This is a genomic window from Flavobacterium branchiophilum NBRC 15030 = ATCC 35035 (assembly GCF_002217205.1).
GTDB classification, from domain to species: Bacteria; Bacteroidota; Bacteroidia; order Flavobacteriales; family Flavobacteriaceae; genus Flavobacterium; species Flavobacterium branchiophilum.
Genome location: NZ_MUGT01000051.1, coordinates 352 through 14,709, shown reverse-complemented (window position 1 = coordinate 14,709; position 14,358 = coordinate 352). Strand labels below are relative to the sequence as shown.

At 32.0% G+C, this 14,358-nt stretch carries 20 protein-coding genes; 10 read left to right on the top strand and 10 right to left on the bottom strand.

All coding sequences use genetic code 11. From position 1 onward, the window contains the following. Nucleotides 1-67 precede the first annotated feature (67 nt). On the top strand, nucleotides 68-1,426 hold the full coding sequence (locus tag B0A58_RS07150) for an ATP-binding protein (RefSeq protein WP_243389465.1): 1,359 nt from the start codon (nucleotides 68-70) through the stop codon (nucleotides 1,424-1,426). Between the two features lie 11 nt (nucleotides 1,427-1,437). Here the strand turns inward: B0A58_RS07150 and ftsY are convergent, their stop codons facing one another. The 10 genes from ftsY to B0A58_RS07100 all read right to left on the bottom strand — a co-directional run bounded on the left by ftsY (nucleotide 1,438) and on the right by B0A58_RS07100 (nucleotide 8,248). Then, a complete protein-coding gene (gene ftsY, locus B0A58_RS07145; RefSeq protein WP_014084604.1) occupies nucleotides 1,438-2,391 on the bottom strand; it encodes a signal recognition particle-docking protein FtsY in 954 nt (317 codons plus the stop codon). A 73-nt stretch (nucleotides 2,392-2,464) separates the two neighbouring features. Next, nucleotides 2,465-3,706 (bottom strand): MFS transporter, encoded by a 1,242-nt coding sequence (locus B0A58_RS07140; RefSeq protein ID WP_089080477.1) that lies wholly within the window; start codon nucleotides 3,704-3,706, stop codon nucleotides 2,465-2,467. Between the two features lie 80 nt (nucleotides 3,707-3,786). Further along, nucleotides 3,787-3,939 (bottom strand): DUF4295 domain-containing protein, encoded by a 153-nt coding sequence (locus tag B0A58_RS07135; protein WP_014084602.1) that lies wholly within the window; start codon nucleotides 3,937-3,939, stop codon nucleotides 3,787-3,789. Between the two features lie 9 nt (nucleotides 3,940-3,948). Continuing rightward, on the bottom strand, nucleotides 3,949-4,131 hold the full coding sequence (gene rpmG / locus B0A58_RS07130) for a 50S ribosomal protein L33 (RefSeq protein ID WP_008253902.1): 183 nt from the start codon (nucleotides 4,129-4,131) through the stop codon (nucleotides 3,949-3,951). 27 nt (nucleotides 4,132-4,158) lie between these two features. Beyond that, entirely contained in the window at nucleotides 4,159-4,395 is a 237-nt protein-coding gene (gene rpmB, locus B0A58_RS07125; protein WP_014084601.1) for a 50S ribosomal protein L28, read from the bottom strand. A gap of 74 nt (nucleotides 4,396-4,469) precedes the next feature. Continuing rightward, nucleotides 4,470-5,720 (bottom strand): competence/damage-inducible protein A, encoded by a 1,251-nt coding sequence (locus tag B0A58_RS07120; protein ID WP_089080476.1) that lies wholly within the window; start codon nucleotides 5,718-5,720, stop codon nucleotides 4,470-4,472. A gap of 8 nt (nucleotides 5,721-5,728) precedes the next feature. Next, a complete protein-coding gene (locus B0A58_RS07115) occupies nucleotides 5,729-6,076 on the bottom strand; it encodes an Hpt domain-containing protein (protein ID WP_089080475.1) in 348 nt (115 codons plus the stop codon). After that, entirely contained in the window at nucleotides 6,076-6,687 is a 612-nt protein-coding gene (locus B0A58_RS07110; protein ID WP_089080474.1) for a fumarylacetoacetate hydrolase family protein, read from the bottom strand. The genes B0A58_RS07115 and B0A58_RS07110 overlap by 1 nt, the downstream gene beginning before the upstream one ends. Nucleotides 6,688-6,727: 40 nt before the next feature. Then, nucleotides 6,728-7,501 carry a 3'-5' exonuclease gene (locus B0A58_RS07105; RefSeq protein ID WP_089080473.1) on the bottom strand — a complete coding sequence of 258 codons (774 nt, stop codon included), beginning with the start codon at nucleotides 7,499-7,501 and terminating at the stop codon, nucleotides 6,728-6,730. Between the two features lie 282 nt (nucleotides 7,502-7,783). Next, entirely contained in the window at nucleotides 7,784-8,248 is a 465-nt protein-coding gene (locus B0A58_RS07100; RefSeq protein WP_089080472.1) for a GAF domain-containing protein, read from the bottom strand. 70 nt (nucleotides 8,249-8,318) lie between these two features. Here B0A58_RS07100 and xrtF point away from each other — a divergent pair, with 70 nt between their 5' ends. From xrtF to B0A58_RS07055, 9 genes are all read left to right on the top strand, one after another. After that, nucleotides 8,319-8,855 (top strand): exosortase family protein XrtF, encoded by a 537-nt coding sequence (xrtF, locus tag B0A58_RS07095; RefSeq protein WP_165766306.1) that lies wholly within the window; start codon nucleotides 8,319-8,321, stop codon nucleotides 8,853-8,855. Further along, a complete protein-coding gene (locus tag B0A58_RS07090) occupies nucleotides 8,852-9,280 on the top strand; it encodes an exosortase F system-associated membrane protein (protein WP_089080470.1) in 429 nt (142 codons plus the stop codon). The genes xrtF and B0A58_RS07090 overlap by 4 nt, the downstream gene beginning before the upstream one ends. 164 nt (nucleotides 9,281-9,444) lie before the next feature. After that, nucleotides 9,445-10,113: a DedA family protein gene (locus B0A58_RS07085; protein WP_044032543.1), complete on the top strand. Its 669-nt coding sequence runs from the start codon at nucleotides 9,445-9,447 to the stop codon at nucleotides 10,111-10,113. 1 nt (nucleotide 10,114) lies between these two features. Beyond that, the gene (locus B0A58_RS07080; protein WP_089080469.1) at nucleotides 10,115-11,269 is read left to right on the top strand and encodes a 5-(carboxyamino)imidazole ribonucleotide synthase; all 1,155 of its coding nucleotides are present in this window, start codon (nucleotides 10,115-10,117) and stop codon (nucleotides 11,267-11,269) included. Between the two features lie 12 nt (nucleotides 11,270-11,281). Next, a complete protein-coding gene (locus B0A58_RS07075) occupies nucleotides 11,282-11,923 on the top strand; it encodes an O-methyltransferase (RefSeq protein ID WP_014084591.1) in 642 nt (213 codons plus the stop codon). Between the two features lie 53 nt (nucleotides 11,924-11,976). Next, nucleotides 11,977-12,549, top strand: a complete 573-nt coding sequence (locus B0A58_RS07070; RefSeq protein WP_089080468.1) for a pseudouridine synthase — start codon at nucleotides 11,977-11,979, stop codon at nucleotides 12,547-12,549. A 3-nt stretch (nucleotides 12,550-12,552) separates the two neighbouring features. Continuing rightward, nucleotides 12,553-13,008 (top strand): tRNA (cytidine(34)-2'-O)-methyltransferase, encoded by a 456-nt coding sequence (locus B0A58_RS07065; RefSeq protein ID WP_089080467.1) that lies wholly within the window; start codon nucleotides 12,553-12,555, stop codon nucleotides 13,006-13,008. A 100-nt stretch (nucleotides 13,009-13,108) separates the two neighbouring features. Further along, on the top strand, nucleotides 13,109-13,576 hold the full coding sequence (locus B0A58_RS07060; protein ID WP_373863148.1) for a lipocalin family protein: 468 nt from the start codon (nucleotides 13,109-13,111) through the stop codon (nucleotides 13,574-13,576). A gap of 20 nt (nucleotides 13,577-13,596) precedes the next feature. After that, complete coding sequence (locus B0A58_RS07055) at nucleotides 13,597-14,292, top strand: OmpA family protein (protein WP_089080466.1); 696 nt, start codon at nucleotides 13,597-13,599, stop codon at nucleotides 14,290-14,292. The last annotated feature ends 66 nt before the right edge of the window (nucleotides 14,293-14,358 follow it).

Genomic DNA, 14,358 nt, shown 5'->3' with positions numbered 1-14,358 from the left:
TTAACTAAACGACATTGATATCAATATTGTAAATTTTCAAAATCGAGCCATTTTAATACATGGTCTTGTGGTACTTGTTATGCTAGCCATTTACTACGTTCCTTTTTTAGATTTTTCTGTATATGCTGAACAGATACAATATTATCAATTCTGGAAATACAGCCACTTAGGGTTAATTTTTGGTGCAATTATTGTTTTAGAATTTGTAAATGCCAGTATGTTTGAAAGAATATTTGGCGATATGCTCAACAAAAATATCGAACTTGAGATTTATAAAATCAATCAACTCAATATTCAAAATGTTAAAGACAATTTTTTTACAACCATAAGCCACGAAATGAGAACCCCCTTAAATGCCATCAAAGGGATTTCAGATTTGTTAATTTCTCAGCAATTGAGTAGGGAAGAGGTGGTCGAATTTCAAAAAACACTAAACTACTCTTCCAATCATTTATTAAGTTTGGTAAATGATGTTTTGGATTATTCCAAAATTAATTTAGGAGAATTTAATTTGTCCAAAAAAAGCTTTAATTTAGAGGAAAGCATCCAATTTGTCTATAATGTCAATAGAAATTTTGCCAATCAAAAACAGTTAATTTATACCATCGAAAAATGGAATACAATTCCTATGATGGTAGAAGGAGATGTTCAACGGTTTAATCAAATTTTGATGAATCTAATTTCTAATGCAATAAAATTTACACATTCTGGATTTGTTGAAATAACTTATGGAGGTCATTTTTCGACAGAAAATAATAGTATTTTTTTATTGAAAGTCTCAATAAAAGACTCTGGTATTGGTATAGAAAAGGAACATCTTGACAATATTTTTAATAAATACTATCAAGCTAAAAACCAAGAAAGCAATTTAGGAATTGGATTAGGCTTATATATTTCAAAAATGATCATTAACTTAATGAACGGCCAAATTCAAGTGTCGAGCAAAGTTGGAAGTGGAACTGTTTTTGACATTACACTTCCATTTGAAGTAGCTAATATGGCAGCATTAAATCATGTAACTACTGAATTTAATTCCTATTTTTTAATGAATTTAAACGTTTTAATTGTAGAAGATAATCAGATCAATCAATTAGTTTTAAAAAAATTATTAATAAAAAATTTACAAAATTGTCAAGTAAAAATTGTAAATAATGGTTTGGAAGCCATCAAAGAACTTGAAAAAAACCAAGAGTATGATGTAGTTTTGATGGACATCATTATGCCAATAATGGACGGATACGAAGCCTCAAAAATTATTAGAGCTTCCAACAACGATAAACTTAAAAATATTCCCATCATTGCTATTACTGCAAACGTATTAGAATATGATTATAATTTATGCTACCAAATTGGTATCAACGAAGTGATTACTAAACCCTTTGAAATTGAAGATGTTTTTAAAAAAATGTATGAAAATATCAAATAATAATCGGATTTTTATTTGAAAAAACTATCAACAAACTCAAATTTATTAAATACTTGCAAATCTTCTATCCCTTCGCCAATGCCAATATATTTTACTGGTATTTGAAACTGATCTGAAATGCCAATTACGACACCTCCCTTTGCAGTGCCATCTAATTTTGTAACAGCCAAGCAACTTACTTCTGTAGCTGCAGTAAATTGTTTTGCTTGCTCAAAAGCATTTTGTCCTGTCGAGCCATCTAATACCAGCATCACATCATGTGGGGCATCGGCAACTACTTTTTGCATCACTCTTTTAACTTTGGTTAATTCATTCATCAACCCTATTTTATTGTGCAAACGTCCAGCAGTGTCTATGATGACTACATCGGCATCTTGTGCTACTGCCGATTGCAACGTATCAAAAGCTACCGAGGCAGGATCGCTCCCCATTTGTTGTTTTACAAGTGGCACTTGAACCCTATCGGCCCATATTTGTAATTGATCTATGGCAGCAGCTCTAAATGTGTCTGCAGCTCCCAATACTACTTTAAATCCTTTTTTCTTTAATTGATAGGCCAGTTTTCCAATCGTAGTGGTTTTACCCACTCCATTCACTCCTACAACCATCAATACATAAGGTTTGGATGGTGTTGGAATTACAAAATCTGTTGCCGTACCCATATTGGTTTCCGAGAGCAAACTCCCAATTTCGTCTCTCAATATTTGATTAAGTTCCGATGTACCCAAATATTTATCCGAAGCAACTCTTTTTTCAATTCTTTCTATAATTTTTAAAGTTGTTTGAACCCCAACATCCGAACCAATCAAAATCTCTTCTAATTGATCCAATACTTGATCATCTACTTTTGATTTTCCAGCAATAACTTTTGTGAGTTTTGAAAAAAAACTGTTTTTACTTTTTTCCAATCCCTTGTCAAGCGTTTGCTTTTTGTCTGAAGAAAATATTTTTTGAAAAAAATTCATTTTTTATGGTTTCTATGTTATTATTTATTACAAAAGTATTAATAATTTATGATGTATTTAATATTTTTTTAATTTATTCGTCAATAAAATCCAAATCCTTATCGTGAGTCTCTGAAATTGTTAATATGCTAAAAATTCCTATAAAAAAACAAATAATCATCAAAATCAAACAAGATTCTAGGATTGAAAATGTATTATTTTTCAAAAAACTAAAAAACATAGTCATCAAAACTACTGTTCCTCTAACCATATTGGGTATGGTAGTAGCGGCAGTAGCTCTTATATTTGTACCAAATTGTTCGGCTCCAATTGTTACAAACATTGCCCAGTAGCCAATTCCAAGTCCTAATAATAACATCAATAGATAAAAAAGTATATCACTTGTAACTGTATTAAAAATTAATAATGTATTGATGGCTAATGTAAATAACATCATATACAATACAGCTTTTTTTCTTGATTTTAAAAATTGACTGATCAATCCACTTGCTAAATCGCCTATAGAAAGTCCAACATAAGCCCATAATATTGATAATCGAGGTTGTATTTGCAATCCCATTTCGGCTCCAATTTCATTACTAAATGTTGCCATAATACCAATGACAAACCAAGTGGGTACACCAATGCCTATACATTTTATATAGGTAATAAACCTTTTTTTTGAGTTGAACAACATCCCAAAATGACCTTTTTTGATTTGATTATTTGACTTTAATTTTTCAAAAACAGCCGATTCAAACACATTCATCCTTAATAATAATAGTACAATTCCCATTCCTCCACCAACAAAGTATGCAATCCTCCAGTCAAATAATTGTACTGTAAAATAGTCAACAACGGCGCCCAACAACCCAATTGCTGCTACTAATGATGTACCAATAGCTCTAATTTGTTTAGGCAAAATTTCTGAAACCAAGGTAATGCCTGCACCAAGTTCGCCAGCCAATCCTATGCCAGCTAACAATCGCAACCATTTATAAACAGTAGGATCCATAACAAAGCCACAAGCAATATTGGCCAATGAATACGTTACAATAGATCCAAATAATACAGACAATCTGCCTTTTTTGTCACCTAAAATGCCCCAAAATATACCCCCAATAAGCAAACCAGTCATTTGATAATTTAAAATACTAGTTCCAATGCTAGACACTTCGTTTTCAGACAGTCCTAATGCTTTCAAACTAGGAATCCTTACAATACCAAATAATAGCAAGTCATAAATATCTACAAAGTATCCTAAAGCGGTTACAATTACAGGAACACTCCACAAGTGTTGATAGTCATTTTTAATAGGAATAGGTGGGTTTTCCATATTGATTTTAAAATTTTATAACAACAAAAAAAAGCCACTTTCAAAATAGAAAGTAGCTTTGTGATTTTATACGTATTGAATTATTGTTTTTTCAAAAATTCATCTACAGCTTCTGGAGCCATAATTGCTTCAACGAATGTATATGCACCAGTTTTTGGCGATTTTACCATTTTGATGGCTTTTGATAATCTTTTTGAAGCTGTTTGTAACGATGCTACGGTTTTCTTTGCCATGACTAATAATTATTTTATTTCTTTATGAACAGTTACACGTTTCAAGATAGGGTTAAATTTTTTAATTTCTAATCTATCTGGAGTATTTTTTTTGTTTTTTGTAGTAATGTATCTAGAAGTTCCTGGAACACCAGATGTTTTGTGTTCTGTACACTCTAAAATAACTTGAATTCTATTACCTTTCTTTGCCATTTTTTTTCTCTTTATTTATTGAAAAGATTATTTTACTAACCCTTTTGACTGTGCTTTTTTCAAAACAGCAGAAATTCCATTTTTGTTAATAGTTTTTATTGTTGATGCAGCTACTCTAAGAGTAATCCATCTGTCTTCCTCTGGAAGATAAAAACGTTTCTTTAGTAAGTTTACAGAAAACTTTCTTTTGGTTTTATTCATAGCGTGGGAAACGTTATTTCCTACCATCGCTCTTTTACCTGTAAGGCTACAAACTCTTGACATTATGCTTATCTTTTATCGTTATTCAAATCGAGGGTGCAAAGAAAAGAAATTTAAAATGATTTTCCAAAACTTTATTATATATTTTTTAAAATTTCTTTCTGTATCATTTCCAATCCTTTTATGCTGGCACGCTCTATAACTTTTTCTCGTGGTTGCCCAAAGTTAAATGTCTCTGAAAAGACTCCTTTTGGTCCTGCAATAGCAATACAAACTGTTCCTACTTTTTTTTCCAAATCACCTTTAGATGGTCCCGCATTGCCGGTCGTAGCAATGGCATAATCTGTATTTAATAAGTGTTTTACTTTATGAGCCATTTCCTCTGCAACTTCCTGACTAACAACTCCATAAGTTGCCAATGTGCTTTCGGCTACTTTCAAAACAGTTGTTTTTATAGCCGTATCATAACACACAATACTTCCTTTAAAATAACCAGAGGCTCCTGCAACGGAACTTAATAATTGGGCTATTTTGCCTCCCGTACAACTTTCTGCAGTTGCAATTGTAGTCTTTTGTTGTTTTAATAATTGCCCCACAACTACCTCTATGGTTTCCGAATCGTCGTAGCCTACAATGGTATCGCCAATGAGTTCATGCAGCAAATGTATTTGTGTTGCAAGCCCATTTTCTAATAATGCTTTGTCTGTGCCACGTGCCGACAAGCGTAAGCGAACCCTCCCAGGACTAGGCAAATAGGCCAATTTGATATACTCGGGCAAATTATTTTCCCAATCTTCCAATTTTTCTGCCAATAAACTTTCGCCCATGCCATAAGTTAAGATGGTTTTATGCAGGATGTAAGGCCTTTTATACTTTGAAATCAACCTTGGGATAACCTCGTTTTCCATTAAATATTTGGTTTCAAAGGGCACTCCAGGTAATGAAATATAAACGGTTTGGTCTTTTTGCATCCACATTCCGGGAGCCGTACCTACCTGATTGTGCAAAACAGTACATCTGGTGGGTACAAGGGCTTGCTCTTTATTGATTGTAGTTATTGGACGTTGATAAAAACCTTCAATCAATTGGGTAACATGTGCCAATACTTTTTCATCAATTTGCAATTGATCATCAAAATAGTCGCAAAAAGTTTTTTTGGTAATATCGTCTTTTGTGGGGCCTAGTCCACCTGTAATGACAACCAAATCAACTTTGTTCTGAAACCACGTTAATGTATCCAAAATAGCTTGTTTTTGGTCGGATATTGATAACATTTCAGATATTTCAATGCCAATTTTATCTAATGATTTGGCAATAAAACTAGAGTTGGTATCCACTATTTGACCAATCAATATTTCGTCGCCAATGGTTACAATTGCTGCTTTCAAATGTTTGATTATTTTAAATTAAAATCTTTTTTAATTTCTTTCACGGCATTATCCACCTGATTTTTAATGCTTTTGAATATTTCTTTTACTTCTTTGCGTTTGCCTTCGGCTTTTGCCCAGGCTTCAATTTGCAAAATTTCGGTATGTGCCAAACTCATGCTTAATAAGTCAAAAGTTGGTTTTATTTTGTGGGCAAATGCGTAAGCGTTTTTATAATCTTTGATTTCTATTGCATCTTTGATTTTTTCTAAATCTTCAGGAATTTCGGTAACAAATAAATTGATAATTTCTTTTACAAATTCATCATCATTTTCCGAAATTTGATGCACTTTTGCTAAATTGTAGTGTATTGCCATTATTTTATATTTATTCTGAATAATTTATTTCCTTCTAAAAATCCTTCCAAAACATCATTTGGTCGAACAGCTGCCACTCCTTTTGGTGTTCCTGTAAAGATGATATCACCTATTTTTAAAGTAAAATATTGCGAAATATAGGCTATTAATTCATCAATTTTCCACATCATATTTTGTGTGTAGCCTTCTTGAACTGTTTTGCCATTGTTGGTTAATTCAAAATGCAAATTTTCTAATGATGTAAAATTATTTTTTGAAACAAAATCACCCACAACAGCCGATCCGTCAAAACTTTTTGCTTTTTCCCATGGCAAACCTTTTGCTTTTAAAGTGTCTTGCAAATCTCGAGCTGTAAAATCGATACCTATACTAATTTCATCATAATATTTGTGTGCAAATTTGGCGTCGATGTATTTACCAACTTTACAAATTTTTACAATAACTTCTATTTCATGATGCACATCGTTTGAAAATTCAGGAATCACAAACGGATGTTGTTTTAACAATACAGCCGAGTCTGGCTTCATAAACACCACGGGTTCCGTTGGTCGTTCATTGTGCAACTCTTTGATGTGTTCTACATAATTTCGACCAATACAAATTATTTTCATAGCTTGTCTATTTTAATCGCACAATTTCTAAATTGTATTTTTATGATTTATTATTGAATTTTCTTAATTTTATGGCAGTCAGTACTTTTTTTGTATATAAAGGAAAATCTGCGTTTTGAATCCAACTAAAATACCCAGGTTCCGTGTCTAGTACTTTTTCTACTTTGACTCCTTTGTGTTTGCCAAATGTAAATATTTCTTCATCATCTTTGTCAAATGCAATCATTCCTGCAAAATCAGCAATTTTTTTTCGTGTGGTAAATCCTGATAAAAATTTGGCATCATTTTCCAATTCTGGATAACGGTCCAATTGAGCTTTCAAAATTTCATACGTTGCCATTGTATCTGCTTCGGCAGAATGGGCATTTTCTAAACTTTTGCCACAATAAAACTTATATGCTGCGCTCAACGTACGCTCTTCCATTTTATGAAAAATAGTTTGAACATCAATGGATACTTTATTTTTCATATCAAAATCCAATCCTGCTCGCAACATTTCTTCTGCCAATAGCGGAATGTCAAATCTGTCGGAATTATATCCCCCCAAATCGGCATCCTTAATCATGTTGTGAATTAACGGTGCCAACTCTTTAAATGTGGGTTCATTGGCCACTTGCTCATTTGTAATTCCGTGTACTGCTGTTGTTTGTGCAGGAATCATAACCGTGGGATTCACAAGCCAAGTTTTACTTTCTTTATTGCCATTTGGATACACTTTGAATATTGAAATTTCTACAATTCGGTCTTTTCCAATGTCAGTTCCTGTTGTTTCTAAATCAAAAAAACAAAGCGGCTTATTTAGTTTTAGTTCCATAGATTCTTTAATTGGTACAAATATATTGTTTTCATCTTAAAAGTTTTATTTTTTTTAACAAATCTTTTTGATTTTTCAAAATGATTCAAACTGAACACATTAGCCGTATTTTGTATCAATTGTTTAAATACAATCAAAATCAAAAACCTGCTTGAGTTTATATTCTTTAGGTTTATTTTTTTTATAAAAACACCTATTATTTTATATTAATTTTAAAAAATAACAACAAAAAATCAGGTTTAATTGTGTTTTTTTACTATTTATTTCAATAAAAACTTTAAATTATGATTTTGGATATATTTTTGAAATGGCTTGATTGACAAACTCTAAAAAACGCTCGTCATCCTCTGTAAAAGGGTCTAATTGATTTGAGTCTATATCTATTTGTCCTATATTTTTGCCATCTACAAATAGTGGAATTACAATTTCCGATTTTACACTCCAACTACAAGCAATATAATTGTCCTGTGCCGCAACATCTGGAACAACAAAATTTTGATTGGAAACAGCCACCTGACCACAAATGCCTTTTCCAAATGGAATCACCGTATGGTCTGTTGGGGCACCAATATAAGGACCCAAAATCAATTCTTCTTTTTGTCCATTTCTAAAATAAAATCCAACCCAATTATAATGGGCTATATTTTGTTCTAATAGTTGGCAAATGGCCAATAATTTTTCGTCAAATGACCATTGGTTTTCACCAACAATAGTAGCTACTTTGGGCTTTAATGCTTCAAAAATCATAATTTTTTTTTGAACAAATATAATAGTATTATACAAAAAAAAACTAATTTTGTCTAAAAAATTGAAGCTTTTGAAAAATTATTTTACGCTCTATAAACCTTTTTTAGTTTTTGTTTTAAAATTTTTGGCTACATACAGCCTGATGAGTTTTGCCTATCATTTTTATTTGTCGCAATATGTGATGACAATAGACCCCATTACTCAAATGGTAGCCAAACAAAGCAAGGACTTTTTATCGTTATTTTCGCCAAATGTTTACATCCAAAACGATATAAAATCGGCTTGCGTACAATTTTTTTATAAAAAAAATTATATTTTAAGGGTTATCGAAGGCTGTAATGGGCTTAGTATTATCATTTTATTTGTAGCTTTTATTATTGCATTTAAAGGACAATTCAAAAACACGTTGGGATATATCTTATTTGGAATTTTGATCATTCATGTTTTAAATATCGTACGAATTGCATTACTTGCGGTTTTACTATTTGAATATGCAACCTTCGAGCATTTTTGGCACGATATTTTGTTTCCTTTAATTATATATGGTACAGTATTAGTATTATGGATTTTTTGGGTTAAATCTTTTTCAAATACCATTAAAAAATGAAAAATAATTTAAAAATAGTATATGTTATGATTTGCATTTTGGGTATCATAGCAGTGAGGGTTTTTGAAAATCAATGGTTTTACGACCCATTAATTCATTATTTTAAAAATGATTTTTACAATAATCCCATTCCAAATATGGATCAAATGGCTTTGTATTTTGGTTTAACATTGAGGTATTTTTGTAATAGCTTATTATCTATAATCATACTTTTTTTGGTTTTTAAAGACTTAAATTTAACCAAGTTCAGTGCAATTTTGTATCTTTTCTTTTATATATTATTAATAATAACCTTTTTTACATTACTCCATTTTGATGCCAATAATCAAAAAATGTTTCTTTTTTATGTCAGACGATTTTTGATTCAGCCCATTTTTTTGCTTTTATTTTTACCTGCTTTTTATTATCAAAAAAAACAAAAATAATGATCTAAAATATTGATTAATAAGTAATTAATATTAAAAAAATATACATTTTCTTTATTAATTAATATAAAAAGGTGTTTTATTTTTCTTAAAATATTGATAATTAATTGTACCATTAGCCAATTTTTAGTAATTTCACGGCTTAATTTTAAATGAAACTCATGATGATGGACTTTGACTGGAAACAACTTTTTAACCCAGAATTTTATATACTGCTCAAAATAGGCGGCTTTCAAATTGGTTTATTTGTAGTGTTATTTATCGTGTATGCAGAAACAGGTTTGTTAGCAGGTTTTTTTCTTCCTGGCGACAGTTTGCTTTTTTTGTCTGGAATTTACAGCGAAACACTCATGTTACAAATAAGTTCTGGTAGCGATTTTTTAAATCTTTTCATTTTAGCCAGTTTGGTTTCTCTTATGGGAATTTTAGGGAACATGACGGGGTATTGGTTTGGAGCAAAAAGTGGTAACTACCTATATAACAGAGAGGATAGCTTGTTTTTTAAGAAAAAATACTTGTATCAATCAAAAGCATTTTTTGATAAATACGGGGGCAAAGCTATTATATATGCTAGATTTTTGCCAATTGTTAGAACATTTGCACCTGTAATTGCCGGCATTGTTTCTATGGACAAAAAACAATTCATGTTTTTCAATGTGTTGAGTTCTATTTTATGGTCGTTTAGTTTGATTTTTGCGGGACATTACTTATCAAAGTTGATATTGGACGAATTTGGTTTCGACCTCAAAAAACATATAGAATTGTTAGTTTTAGGAATTGTTTTTGTAACGACACTTCCAGTATTTTTAAAATTATTCAAAACCCAAAAATAATATGCACTTTTTTTCTTCAGATTTTAAACTTGGTATTTTAGGTGGCGGACAACTCGGAAAAATGTTGCTTTCCGAAACCCGAAAGTTTGATATTCAGACCTATGTGTTGGATCCTAGTGAGGAGGCACCATGTAAAATAGCTTGTAATCAATTTTTTAAAGGAAACTTGATGGATTATGAAACGGTTTATGAATTTGGCAAAAAAGTAGATGTTTTGACGGTAGAAATTGAATTGGTAAATTTAGAAGCACTTCAAAAATTAGAATCAGAAGGACTACAAGTTTATCCTTCTTATCAAACGTTGAAGCGCATTCAAAACAAAGCCATTCAAAAAAATGTTTATACTGCAAATCAAATTCCAACTGCACCATTTTGTCGATTTGAATCGTTAGTCGATTTGAAATTAGCTCTTGAAAATCAGCAAATTAACTTGCCATTTGTTTGGAAATGTACAGAATTTGGTTATGATGGTTATGGTGTAAAAGTGGTAAAAGCAATGAACGATTTGCAAAATTTGCCAGAAACCGAGTGTATTGCAGAACAAATGGTTGATTTTAAAAAAGAATTGGCCGTTATGGTTTGTCGAAATCCCTCTGGAGAGGTAGTTACGTATCCTGTAGTAGAAATGGAATTTCATCCAGAAGCTAATCAAGTAGAATATGTTATTTGTCCTGCACGAATTGATGCGGCAATTGCCGAAAAAGCACAACAAATAGCCTTAAAAGTATCGGAACAATTTAATCATATTGGACTTTTGGCCGTTGAAATGTTTCAAACCCAGTCCGACGAAATTTTAGTAAACGAGGTAGCGCCTCGACCTCATAATTCGGGACATTACAGTATAGAAGCCAGTTATACCTCTCAGTTTGAAAATCATTTGCGGGCAGTACTCAATTTGCCTTTGGGCGATACGGCTAGCAAAGTAGCAGGAGTTATGGTCAATTTGGTAGGCGAAGAGGGCTACGAAGGTCAAGTGGTGTATCAAAATATAGATAAAATTATGTCTATTTCGGGGGTAACGCCTCATATTTATGGAAAAAAACAAACACGACCCTTCCGAAAAATGGGACATGTAACCATAATAAATGAAAACATGGACGAAGCCCGCAAAGTTGCTGAAATTGTCAAAAATCAAATCAAAGTAATTAGTTTGTAACCCCATTATTTTATGCACTTTTTGTCTGAAGCATTAGAAGAATATATTGAGCAACATACTGAAAATGAACCTGGTTTATTAGCAGAATTGCAAAAAGAAACCTATCAAAAAATACTTTTGCCCCGTATGTTGAGTGGTCATTTTCAAGGTAGGATTTTGAGCCTTATTTCAAATTTAGTAGCTCCTAAAAACATACTCGAAATTGGCACGTTTACAGGCTATTCGGCTTTGTGTTTGTGCGAAGGAATGCAAGCAAATGGCCAGTTACACACCATAGATATCAAAGAGGAATTGGTTGATTTTCAACGAAAGTATTTTGATAAATCCCCTTGGGGAAACCAAATTATCCAACATTTAGGGCCTGCTTTGTCTATCATTCCCACGTTGGATGTTACTTTTGATTTGGTTTTTATAGATGCCGACAAAGAAAATTATATTCAATACTACCAACTTATTGTACCAAAAATGAACAAAGGTGGTATTATCTTGTCTGACAATGTTTTGTGGAGTGGTAAAGTTGTTGAGCCTCTACAAAAAAACGACAAAAGCACCAAAATTCTTTTAGAATATAATGCGCTTATCAAAAACGACCCTCGAGTAACCACTTATTTATTGCCAATAAGAGATGGTTTAATGCTTACAAAAATAATATAAAAACGATATTCAATATATAATTTATTCCATTCAAAACATTCAATTATAATCAAATGGACTACCATTATTTGATATTTAAACCCTATGGATATTTAAGCCAATTCAAATACAATTTGAAAAGAAACAAAAAATTGTTAGGCGAATTATACAATTTTCCCGAAGGTACAATGGCTATAGGTCGTTTAGATGAAGATTCGGAAGGCTTGTTGATGCTTACAACCGATGGCAATATGAGCGAGCTGATAAGGAGTAAAAAAGTAGAAAAAGAATATTACGTTCAAGTAGATGGATTGATAACCGCAACCGCTTTGGAACAATTACAGCAGGGTGTTTTGATAGGTCTTGATGGTGGAAAATATTTAACAAAACCTTGTAAAGTATTGAAAATAAACAATATACCTGATTTTGGCATTCGAGCCAAAAAAATAAGAGACGACAGACATGGCCCAACATCTTGGATATCTATTACATTAAAAGAAGGTAAATTTAGACAGGTTAGAAAAATGACCGCTGCCGTTGGATTTCCTACACTTAGATTGGTCCGTGTACGAATAGATGATTTTTTGCTAAATGGGATGCAAGCTGGCGATGTGCAAGAAATTACATCATATAAATTAAATTTATAAAAAATGTTAAATATAGTATTGATAGAACCCGAAATTCCTAATAATACAGGAAATATTGGTCGTTTGTGTGTTGGCACCGAAAACAGGTTACATTTAATTAAACCTTATGGGTTTGAAATTTCAGATAAACACCTTAAACGCTCGGGTTTGGATTATTGGGTACATTTGGATTGGAACGAATATGATTCAATTGCAGATTGGATGAAAGCAATTAATGATGTGTCAAGGGTTTTTTTGATGTCATCTCATGCTGAAAAGTCGTATTTAGAAGCCCAGTTTCAAGATGGTGATTGGCTGGTTTTTGGTAAAGAAAGCGTAGGTTTAAGCAAGGAAATATTATCAAAATTTGAAAACCATCTAAAAATACCAATTTCACCTCTTGTACGAAGCTATAATCTAGCAAATGCTTGTGCTTTTGTAATTGGCGAAGCTAAAAGGCAAATTGAAAATCAATATTGATTTTGAAATTTTAAATTTGTTAAAAAACCTATTTTGTTTGTTGCCCTTTGTTTTAAAGACTAATTTTGTACCCAAATAAATTAATTTAATTCAAAAACAAATGAAAAATTTTTTAATGGGAATGGTTGTCTTACTATCCATAATGTCTTGTAAGACAAACCCACAAACCGCTTTGGACAAAAAAGCACAAGTTACCATCAAAGGCAATTGGCAGATTACAAAAGTAAGCTATGTTGGTCAGGAATATTTTAAAGTTAATGCTTTTCAAATAGCTGATAGTCAGTGTTTTGTAGGTAGTCAGTGGTTTTTTATTTCTAATAATAACAAAGGCAGCCTGAATTTGAAAGATACTAAGTGTGCCAACTTTTCGTCAGACATTGTTTGGAGTGTTAATCAAGAAGGGATGTTTGGATTGAAAATTTTGAATGCTGGATTGAAAGCTCAAAAAGTGAAAGAAGGTTATTTTTTGAAACTTGCCAATCAAACCGAAACCAGTTTTCAGTTGATTGATAGAATGGATGTTGGAGGCAAATTATCTGACATTGTGTATCAATTTGAAAAAATCTAGTAACTTAAAAAATCAATAAAATGAAAAAATTTACAACATTTATAATGGCATTTTTAGTGCTATCATGTTTTATATTAAGTAGTTGCAATAGTGTTAAAAACAGCAATAACACACAGCGAGGAACCGGAATTGGGGTGTTGGCAGGGGGTATTTTAGGAGCCGTTATTGGAAACAATATTGGAGGCGGAGGACATGGAGCATTGGGAGCGGCTATCGGGGCGGCTATTGGCGGCGGAACAGGAGCTTTAATTGGAAATAAAATGGACAAACAAGCCCGACAAATTGAAGATGCTTTGCCTGGAGCCAATGTGGAAAGAGTAGGTGAGGGTATAAAACTTACATTGAATGAAAATGCTGTACGGTTCGACACTAATAAATCTACACTAACAACTACTGCCAAAGCCAATTTGGACAAACTTGTACCTGTGTTTAAAGAATATGCTCAAACAAATATTTCAATATTTGGTTACACTGATAGTACAGGAAAACCAGAGTATAATCTAGCACTTTCTGAACAAAGAGCCTTAGCTGTAAAGTCTTATTTGGAATCAAAAGGAATTGCCTCCACACGATTTGGAATTCAAGGGATGGGAATTGCCGATCCAATTGCCTCAAATGAAACTCCTGAAGGAAAATCATTAAACAGAAGGGTTGAATTTGCCATAACTGCAAACGCTACTATGGTAGAACAAGCCAAAAAAGAAAGTGGTAATTAACAGCTCTTTTTTATAAAAACCTTAAATATTTTTAACACCAAATATATTTATAAAATAATCCAAAGA

Coding starts and splice junctions, on each gene's coding strand:
- rpmG (WP_008253902.1), bottom strand. CDS start 4,131: ATGGCAAAGAAAGGTAATAGAATTCAAGTTATTTTAGAGTGTACAGAA.
- B0A58_RS07060 (WP_373863148.1), top strand. CDS start 13,109: ATGAAAAATTTTTTAATGGGAATGGTTGTCTTACTATCCATAATGTCT.
- B0A58_RS07075 (WP_014084591.1), top strand. CDS start 11,282: ATGCACTTTTTGTCTGAAGCATTAGAAGAATATATTGAGCAACATACT.
- B0A58_RS07140 (WP_089080477.1), bottom strand. CDS start 3,706: ATGGAAAACCCACCTATTCCTATTAAAAATGACTATCAACACTTGTGG.
- B0A58_RS07100 (WP_089080472.1), bottom strand. CDS start 8,248: ATGATTTTTGAAGCATTAAAGCCCAAAGTAGCTACTATTGTTGGTGAA.
- B0A58_RS07085 (WP_044032543.1), top strand. CDS start 9,445: ATGATGGACTTTGACTGGAAACAACTTTTTAACCCAGAATTTTATATA.
- B0A58_RS07070 (WP_089080468.1), top strand. CDS start 11,977: ATGGACTACCATTATTTGATATTTAAACCCTATGGATATTTAAGCCAA.
- B0A58_RS07105 (WP_089080473.1), bottom strand. CDS start 7,501: ATGGAACTAAAACTAAATAAGCCGCTTTGTTTTTTTGATTTAGAAACA.
- ftsY (WP_014084604.1), bottom strand. CDS start 2,391: ATGAATTTTTTTCAAAAAATATTTTCTTCAGACAAAAAGCAAACGCTT.
- B0A58_RS07055 (WP_089080466.1), top strand. CDS start 13,597: ATGAAAAAATTTACAACATTTATAATGGCATTTTTAGTGCTATCATGT.
- B0A58_RS07065 (WP_089080467.1), top strand. CDS start 12,553: ATGTTAAATATAGTATTGATAGAACCCGAAATTCCTAATAATACAGGA.
- B0A58_RS07135 (WP_014084602.1), bottom strand. CDS start 3,939: ATGGCAAAGAAAACCGTAGCATCGTTACAAACAGCTTCAAAAAGATTA.
- B0A58_RS07115 (WP_089080475.1), bottom strand. CDS start 6,076: ATGGCAATACACTACAATTTAGCAAAAGTGCATCAAATTTCGGAAAAT.
- B0A58_RS07090 (WP_089080470.1), top strand. CDS start 8,852: ATGAAAAATAATTTAAAAATAGTATATGTTATGATTTGCATTTTGGGT.
- B0A58_RS07110 (WP_089080474.1), bottom strand. CDS start 6,687: ATGAAAATAATTTGTATTGGTCGAAATTATGTAGAACACATCAAAGAG.
- B0A58_RS07080 (WP_089080469.1), top strand. CDS start 10,115: ATGCACTTTTTTTCTTCAGATTTTAAACTTGGTATTTTAGGTGGCGGA.
- rpmB (WP_014084601.1), bottom strand. CDS start 4,395: ATGTCAAGAGTTTGTAGCCTTACAGGTAAAAGAGCGATGGTAGGAAAT.